An 8,357-nucleotide genomic window follows, 5' to 3' on the forward strand; every position below is an offset into this window, starting at 1 on the left:
TTGATTCGGTCTTTAAACATTAATTTCATTGATTAGTGTAAATATTACGCTAACTATTTTTTTTGTCCAAAGTCCAATAATTGTTGAAGCACCCCGCTGGATCTGACCGCTTGCGTCTTACGCACCCCGCGGGATCGCACCGCTTCTCTTCTGCCATCTGCATAAGTCCTTTAAGCCAAAATCTCTGTATTCTATGTTAATGAAAAGCGCTATAATAGCCAACGGCTGGAAATCAGGAGTTGGGTAAGCAAATATTTATCCAATTAGTATGGATGCTGTATTTCTATTTCTACTATTAGACATCTCCAGAAAAGAGGGAACAGGGAACACTTAACTGGGAACAGGGGGGAGTAATTGATAATTTATCGATAAGAATTGATTTTATTTTTCATTTTTGGAGATGTCTATTTATCTGTCTCGCTCTTCACCTGCTGTAATATTTTCCTCATCTGTTTTATCTGCCTGAGCAATAACTTCCCATGGCCTTTGTCGATCCAATTTTAATTGTTCTTGAGCAGTGAAATTACTCGTAATTGCTGGAATCATATTGAGTCCTGTTAATACAGAACTGACAAGAATGATTGAAACTATGTATTTAGACATTATTTAAAGATTGGTAACAGCGTGTATTCTCTTATTCACAATTCGTATTGAGAATCCGGAAATATACACATTTAGATGTTTGACATTGCTAAACCCCGTTTTCTTACACAAGATGACAAATGGAAAACGCTGAGGGTTTGCGCGCCGAAAACTCACTCATACCAAATCCCCATTGGTAAGAGGGTATTCAAAAAAGTTGAAGCTTTGCTGTACATGGAATTTGGGGATGGGACAAGCACCCTTTAATAACTGGATTTAGTATCAGAGATTACTTTTGATTTTTGCATGAGTGACTTTTGACTTGCACGTAGCGCTATATTAGGAGGGCCATCTACATCAAATCGTTTGGATAAATATTTGCGACAAATTTTTTTCTCTATTCCCTATTCCCTATTCCCTGTTGCTTTTTGCCTATCAACACAGCGCGTGTAACATTTTTGTATCGGTAGTCCTAAAATATGTAAGGATATTAGCTGGTACATTCCTTTCATTCTCAGGAGATAAGCTGCATCAAAGATTATGCTGGGAGACTTCTATTGGAAACCTGTTAATATCATGCCTCCTTAATTAGTGATAGAACTCCGTTCCGCTTACGCGTTTCATATCGCGCAGCGAAAGCGTTAACGAAGTTGTGCGCCAGCTAAACAAAAAAAACTTTCTCCTCCCTGTTCCCTGTTTCCTATTCCCTGTTTCCTATGGCCATTTATTTATAACTATTCACCTGGACATGATATAACTTCAGTTAGGGGCAGAAAAAAGCTCCTTTGTTTTAACAAGCGTCAAGTTGATTAGCTAGCTATACTTTGTAATTATCGCCTTTTAGAGATAGCAGTGCTATATTTGTAGTGAATGCCTTGAGGAAGTTCCTAAAATTTAAAGTTGAATCTTGCTAATGGCAATATTTCCACTAAAGCAAACATCTACATCTGTTCCTGGAGCGCGATCGCGTTCTTCATATTTCCCTGCATAATAAAAATCTTCTCCTTCCTGATGATAAGCTACTGGCAATGGTTGGGTAGATGGTACGCAAAATACCATTTTTGGGTCTGGTGCTTCCGGTTCTAAATGGGGAAAATTTACATTCCAAAAAGCTCCTGGTTCAATGGAGCGGTTGAGTAAATCTGTTAATACTATTTTGGCCAAACGAGTTACTCTTGGCCAGTTCACAGTTTTTTTTCCTTGACGATATTGAGACAGGGCGATTCCTGGGATTCTATGAAATGCTGCTTCCCTTACTGCTGCTACTGTTCCAGATATGTAGATATCTACACCCATGTTACCTCCTGAGTTAATACCTGACAGCACCCATTTGACATTTTTACTTATGTGTGTTAACGCGATTCTAGTACAATCTGCTGGTGTACCTGCGATCGCATACTCAACCTCAGACAAACGTCGCATATTAATTGGCCCGTTAGTAGTAACTTGATGCCCACAACCAGAGAATTGTCCCTGGGGAGCAACTATAATATTTTCGTCGAAAGATGGTAGAGGTAGATCGGTATTATTCACAACTTCCCAAAGTGCTTTAATACCTGGAGCATTAATTCCATCATCATTAGTTAGAATAAATGTCATATTTCTTAATAATTTTAACTAGGCTAACATATATAACATAAAAAAAGATATATTTCTGTACTATATAATACATCTTTTTCGATATCAAAAGTAATATTAATCGAATAATATTTATTGCCTGAAAAGCTGAACTGATATTAATTGCAGACAATTTTATTAAAAAAAAAGTAACGAGAGGAGAATCAATCTATGTTAAGTCGATTATATGAAAAATAGTATTATGTTAAACTATTCATAAACTAAAGATAAAGAGTGAAAAATCAATGTATGTCACTACCTGCAGTTTTACACCCTGATATAGTTGAGTTTCTCCGAAAAGACGTAGAAAGTAATTTGCAAAAGAAAGTATGGGAATGTATTCAAAGACTGAAACAGCAAAAATTTAATAGTGGATTGCGGGTAAAAAAACTAAAAGGAATAAACAAAAGAGTATGGGAAGCTAGAATTAATAGTGCTAGTCGCTTAATTTTTACCTACGATAAATCACAGCGACCAGAAACAGGAAAAGCGCAAGTTTATCTAGCGATTCAAGATATTTGTGTAGACCATGATGATGTATCCCGACGTGCTAAAGCAAGGCAAAAAAGCCCTGATTCTGAATGGTTAGAGACGGCAGAATTTGAAGTCATTGTAGAAACCAGAAATTTCAAAATTTCTGATAATAATACAGATAAAAATATATCATATTCATCAGTAGAAAAAGCAAATATTGAAGTAGTAAAAGCTTTGGATTTGGAAACCAACTCAGATTTAACAGATGACGAATTGTTAGGAAATATTCAGTGGCGAGTATTAGAGTCAGAAACAGAATGGCAAAAAGCGATTATTGAGCAAAATACGGATTTACCCTTAAAGCTGACTCCAGAAGAATATAAATTGGCTAAACTGTCAGGAAATCTATTACTAAATGGCAGTGCTGGTACAGGAAAAACTACAGTAGCATTATATAGAATGCTCCAAAAAAAACAGTATAGTAATTTAGAAAAACGTTTATATATTGCTTATAATGATTTGCTAGTTAATAATGCTGAAGAACAATTTTATAAAATAGTCACTACCAATCGCCAATTAGAAAGAGAATCAAATAATTCAAATAACCAAGTAATTTTTGAGTTTAAAAATCTCCATAAACTATGTTTAGAAATTCTCAAAAATCATCAAAAAATATATTATCCGCAAGATGAAGTAAACTATCAAGTTTTTTCAGAAATGTACAAAGCACATCCAGGGAAAAAACAATATCCAACAACTTTAGTATGGGAAGAAATTAGAGGTATAATTAAAGGCAAACAGCTAGCAAATACAGAAGATATTTTATCTGAGAAAGAATATGAAAAAATAAGTAAAAATAGCATTATGTTAATGCCTAATAAATATCGAAGAGAAATATATAAAATAGCAGAATGGTATCAAAAAAAGCTCCACAAAGAAAAATTATATGATGAAATAGATTTAGTCAGACAAGTGTTGAAATTGCTGAAAAATAATTCTAGAAAAAAATATGATTTAATTGTTTGTGACGAAGTACAAGACCTGACAGAAATACAACTAGAGTTGTTATTTAATTTAATTGCTCCGAGTGGAAATTTATTTTTTGCTGGAGATTCTTATCAAATGATTAGTCCTAGTGGTTTTCGCTGGGAAACACTAAAAGATAAATTTTATCCCCATAGAAAAGTAGATCAACAAACTTTGAAATTTAACTTCCGCAGTGTAGGAAGCTTGGTGAAATTAGCGAATCAACTGCTAAAATTGCGTTCTCGATACTTAGCAGAATCTACAGGATATTATTCAAGGACTAATAGTATTTATGGTCAACTAGCTAGACTAATTTCAGGAGATAATCAAACATTAGTAAAAATCTTAAAGGAAACATCCCTATGTCCTGGTGATGCTATTTTAGTGAGACAAGAATTAGATAAAGAAAAAATTAGAGCCGAATTAAATTCTAGTTTTGTTTTTACAATTGAAGAAATAAAAGGATTAGAATTCGATACAGTTTTTATCGTAGATTTTTTTCAGCCACAAGCAAAACTTTGGAGTAAAGCAATACGAGGTGGGGTACTAAAAGAAAAAGAAAAACCACAACTACAACTAGAATTAAACTTACTTTATGTAGCAATTACCCGTGCCAGTAGAATCTTAAATATTTGGGAATCAACGCCCAGTCAGCTTTGGCAAGAACCAGAATTAACAGGTTTATTTCAGTCAATAATTCCCGAATTAGTAAGAAGCGATCGTATAGAACCTAGCCCAGAAACATGGCGTAAACAAGGACAATATTATCTAAAAGCTGAGTTTTATCAACAAGCACAAGAATGCTTTATTAAATCTGGCGATGTAATTTTAGAGAAACAAGCTCAAGGCAAATTATTAATTCAAAAACAAGCTTATAATGAAGCAGCAGAAATTTTTGTTGAATTAAAAGAATGGCAAGATGCAGCACTGTTATTTGAAAAAGTAGAAAAATGGCAACAAGCAGCAAAATATTGGGCAAAGATTGGAGAATATAATAAGCAAAAAATTTGTGAAGCTTCTCAACTAGAAGCAAGCCAAAAATGGTCAGAAGCAGCTAAAAAATGGGAAGAAATTGCAGATTTTGCTAATGCTAAACGGTGCTGGATGAATATTCCTGAAAAAAAAGCAGAATACCGCGCCATTGAATTTGAAAACAAGAAACAATGGCTGAAAGCAGCTACTGAATACGACTTAGCAAGAATGCCTCAGAAAGCAGCATTTTGCAGAGCTAGAGAATTTGAAAAGAAAAAAAAATGGGAAGAGTCTATTACCCAATATGAAATAGCTGGTATGGTGGAAAAAGCTGAAAAATGTCGCCAGCAAGGAGCAGATGCACTGCATCACCGAGGATTAATCAAACTACAAAAAAGAGATAATACTGGCGCTTTAGAAGACTATAATCTAGCTATACTTCTAGAGCCGAATAATCATCAATTTTATCATAATAGAGGCATTGCAATTGCCCAAATGGGAAACTTAAAAGAAGCTATAGAAAATTTCCAAAAAGCATTAGAACTCGATCCAAAAGACCTTCAAACCTATCATAATTTAGGAGCAGTTTATGTAGAATTAGGAGAATTCAATCAGGCTATAGAGCTTTTTTCTCAAGCTCTAAAATTAAATGTTCAAGATTCTCAAATCTACCAAAACTTAGGAGTAGTTCGTTTTAAAGCAGGAGATCGGCAAGGAGCTATAGCAGATTATAATCAAGCCATAAAACTTAATCCCAATAAAGCAGAAGCTTACTATAATCGGGGTATTGCTCATCGTTTCTTTGGAAATAACCAAGATGCAATTAATGACTTTACAAAAGTATTACAACTCAATCCTAAAGTTGTAGATGCTTATACCCAGCGAGGTATTATCAGGTTTGAGATGAAAGATATAGAAGGAGCGACTGCCGACTTCAATGAAGCTATAAAACTTAATCCTAAACATCCTGAAGCTATCTACAACCGAGCTGTAATTCGTCGTCTGAGTAAAGATAACCAAGGTTCACTAGCTGATTTTAATCAAGTCATAAAGATTCATTCTAACTATATGGATGCTTACATAAAACGAGGTATAGTTCGTTTCGATCTTGGAGATCATCGGGGCGCCCTAGAAGACTTAGACCACGCAGTACAACTTCAACCCCAAAATGCAGACGCTTATTACCACCGAGGTAATACTAAACGCAGTCTGGGAGATTTTTCTGGTGCGATAGTTGATTTTGAGAATGCTATAAATTGTAACCCTCAATATCATCAAGCTTATAACGATATGGGTATTGTGCGCCTAAGAACAGGAGATATTCCAGGCGCAATGAAAAACTTTGAAACAGCTATACAAATCAAGCCTAAGTATGCTGAAGGTCATAACAACCGAGGTTTTACGAAATTTAGACTAGGGGATATTTCAGGAGCAATGAAAGACTTTGAAACAGCTATAGAAATTAATCCCAACTACGCCGAAGCATATAATAATCTGGGAAATTCTCGCTTTCAAACAGGAGACTTTCAGGCAGCAATGAGTGACTTTGGCCAAACTCTACGCATTCATCCCAAATACGTTCCTGCTTATAATAATAGAGGTTTAGCGCGTTTGAAATTAGGAGATTTTTCTGGAGCGATCGCTGATTGCCATGAAGCGCTAAAAATTAATCCTAACTATGCTTTAGCTCACTATAATTTAGGTTTAATTCACACTGAGATGGGACATTTAGAGGAAGCTATTGTAGACTACAACGAAGTATTACAACTGTATCCGAGAAAAATTGACGCTTATATCAACCGAGGGCTAATTTATCTGAAGTTAAAAAACTATACCCAAGCTATTAAGGATCAAACAAGTGCTTTGAGTATTAATCCTAATCTTCCTCACGTTTATTCTTTTCGTAGCGAAGGATATATTAAATTAGGAAAATTAAAAGCAGCTCTTGATGATTTACACAAAGCAGCAGAAATTTATCAGCAACAAGGAAAGCAAGAAGAATACAAAAAGGTTATGAATGTAATTGAGAAGATAGAAAAAGAATAGGAATCAGGAGTCACAAGTCAGGAGGAATAAAAATACAAATGGAGACAAATGATGGATGTTTCTGAATTGTACTCTCGCTATGCAGCAGGAGAAAGAGATTTCTCCAGATATGAAGTAAACTAGAATTTGTGGAAGCCCAATCAATAAGCCCAGTCAACCCCATGAATGAATGCCTATCCCCAAAGCTCAATCCATAATCCTGTCGCCAAGACAGAAAAACCTACTGCAAGTTCTAGCCAGTCAGACCACCAATTCCTATCGCCTGGTCAGAAGGGTAAAACTCATCCTAGCTGCGGCCTCTGGAACCAACAATACGGCGATCAGTGAACAACTACAACTACATCGAAGGCAAGTGAGGCAGTGGCGAAAAAGGTGGTTGGAGGCTTCTGAACAACTTGCAATTGCTGAAACTCAACTCTTTAGCGACAAGAAGTTAAGGAAACTGATAGAAGACATTCTCAGTGATGCTCCCCGACCAGGAACAACCAAATTTTTCGACCAGGAGCAAGTGGTCCAAATCGTAGCAATGGCCTGTGAAGACCCAAAACAATCTCAAAGACCAGTGAGCCATTGGACTCCAAGGGAGCTAGCAGAAGAAGCCATAGATAGAAGGATTGTGGAGAAGATTTCACCCCGCAGTGTGGGGCGTTTTTTAAAAGGAAGCGACTCTACAACCTCATCGTCATCGTTACTGGTTAAACTCTAATCCCTCTGACCCAGTAGCTTTTCGCGACCAGGTTAAATCTATCTGTCAGTTATATCTGTCGGCCCAAGAATTACTCGAAAAAGGAATTCATCTGATTAGTACCGATGAAATGACGAGTATCCAAGCTAATGAGAGAATTTGCCCCACTCAACCAATAGAGCTAGGACGAGTCGAACGCAATGAGTTTGAGTACATTCGCCATGGCACTCAATGTCTACTGGCCAACTGGCATATTGCCAAAGGACAAATCATTACCCCTTCAATTAAGGCCACCCGCACAGAAGTTGATTTTCTGCAACACATTGAACAGACTATCGATACTGATTCTGATGGAGGATGGATTTTTCTTGTAGATCAACTCAATACTCATAAATCTGAATCATTAGTCCGTCTTGTGGCTCAACGTTGTGGTATTCAGACTGATTTGGGGGTGAAACAGAAATCAGGTATTCTCCAGTCTATGGTAACTCGTGCTGCTTTTTTGTCTGACGAGTCTCACAGGATTCGCTTTGTTTATATCCCTAAACATACTTCTTGGCTGAATCAAATTGAGTGTTGGTTCTCTATTTTGGCCAGGCGTTTACTCCGGCGTAGTAGTTTCTCTTCCACTTCAGACCTCAAGCAGAAGATACTGAATTTTATTGACTATTTCAACTGTACTCTAGCCACACCTTTTGTCTGGAAATTTCAGGGGTTTTCAGAGGATGATTAACCAGATTCAGATTTATGCTCATACTGGCTCAAGCATCAAACTCTATGCTCATCATTTTTAGCTTGGCTATTGACCATTTATTTTTTGAGCGCGATCGCACCTCCCTCGTATTCTATCTCAGGAAGAAGGCATTGCTCCTACTGGTCACTTATTTCTGCCATCCTGCACTAGATAAGTTTTTCGCGTAGAGTGTGAGTAATATTTCTGTTTACGGAATAATAC

5 protein-coding genes are annotated in these 8,357 nt (G+C 36.5%); 3 read left to right on the forward strand and 2 right to left on the reverse strand.

Translation table 11 applies throughout. From position 1 onward, the window contains the following. Positions 1–408: 408 nt before the first annotated feature. Together ACP6PM_RS02215 and surE are read right to left on the reverse strand one after the other, a co-directional pair. Complete coding sequence (locus tag ACP6PM_RS02215; RefSeq protein ID WP_426581441.1) at positions 409–603, reverse strand: hypothetical protein; 195 nt, start codon at positions 601–603, stop codon at positions 409–411. Between the two features lie 873 nt (positions 604–1,476). After that, positions 1,477–2,181 carry a 5'/3'-nucleotidase SurE gene (gene surE / locus ACP6PM_RS02220; protein ID WP_426581443.1) on the reverse strand — a complete coding sequence of 235 codons (705 nt, stop codon included), beginning with the start codon at positions 2,179–2,181 and terminating at the stop codon, positions 1,477–1,479. A gap of 267 nt (positions 2,182–2,448) precedes the next feature. Here surE and ACP6PM_RS02225 point away from each other — a divergent pair, with 267 nt between their 5' ends. The 3 genes from ACP6PM_RS02225 (at position 2,449) to ACP6PM_RS02235 (ending at position 8,135) form a co-directional block, all read left to right on the forward strand. Beyond that, positions 2,449–6,717 (forward strand): tetratricopeptide repeat protein, encoded by a 4,269-nt coding sequence (locus ACP6PM_RS02225; protein ID WP_426581445.1) that lies wholly within the window; start codon positions 2,449–2,451, stop codon positions 6,715–6,717. A 169-nt stretch (positions 6,718–6,886) separates the two neighbouring features. Beyond that, the gene (locus ACP6PM_RS02230) at positions 6,887–7,423 is read left to right on the forward strand and encodes a helix-turn-helix domain-containing protein (protein ID WP_426581447.1); all 537 of its coding nucleotides are present in this window, start codon (positions 6,887–6,889) and stop codon (positions 7,421–7,423) included. A gap of 109 nt (positions 7,424–7,532) precedes the next feature. Beyond that, positions 7,533–8,135: a transposase gene (locus ACP6PM_RS02235; protein ID WP_426581448.1), complete on the forward strand. Its 603-nt coding sequence runs from the start codon at positions 7,533–7,535 to the stop codon at positions 8,133–8,135. Positions 8,136–8,357 lie beyond the last annotated feature (222 nt).

This window comes from Dapis brunnea BLCC-M229, from assembly GCF_050015995.1.
Taxonomy (GTDB): Bacteria; Cyanobacteriota; Cyanobacteriia; order Cyanobacteriales; family Microcoleaceae; genus Trichodesmium.

Bases quoted from the DNA above. Each gene is read 5' to 3' on its own strand.
- ACP6PM_RS02215 (WP_426581441.1), bottom strand. From the start codon at position 603: ATGTCTAAATACATAGTTTCAATCATTCTTGTCAGTTCTGTATTAACA.
- ACP6PM_RS02225 (WP_426581445.1), top strand. From the start codon at position 2,449: ATGTCACTACCTGCAGTTTTACACCCTGATATAGTTGAGTTTCTCCGA.
- surE (WP_426581443.1), bottom strand. From the start codon at position 2,181: ATGACATTTATTCTAACTAATGATGATGGAATTAATGCTCCAGGTATT.
- ACP6PM_RS02230 (WP_426581447.1), top strand. From the start codon at position 6,887: ATGCCTATCCCCAAAGCTCAATCCATAATCCTGTCGCCAAGACAGAAA.
- ACP6PM_RS02235 (WP_426581448.1), top strand. From the start codon at position 7,533: ATGACGAGTATCCAAGCTAATGAGAGAATTTGCCCCACTCAACCAATA.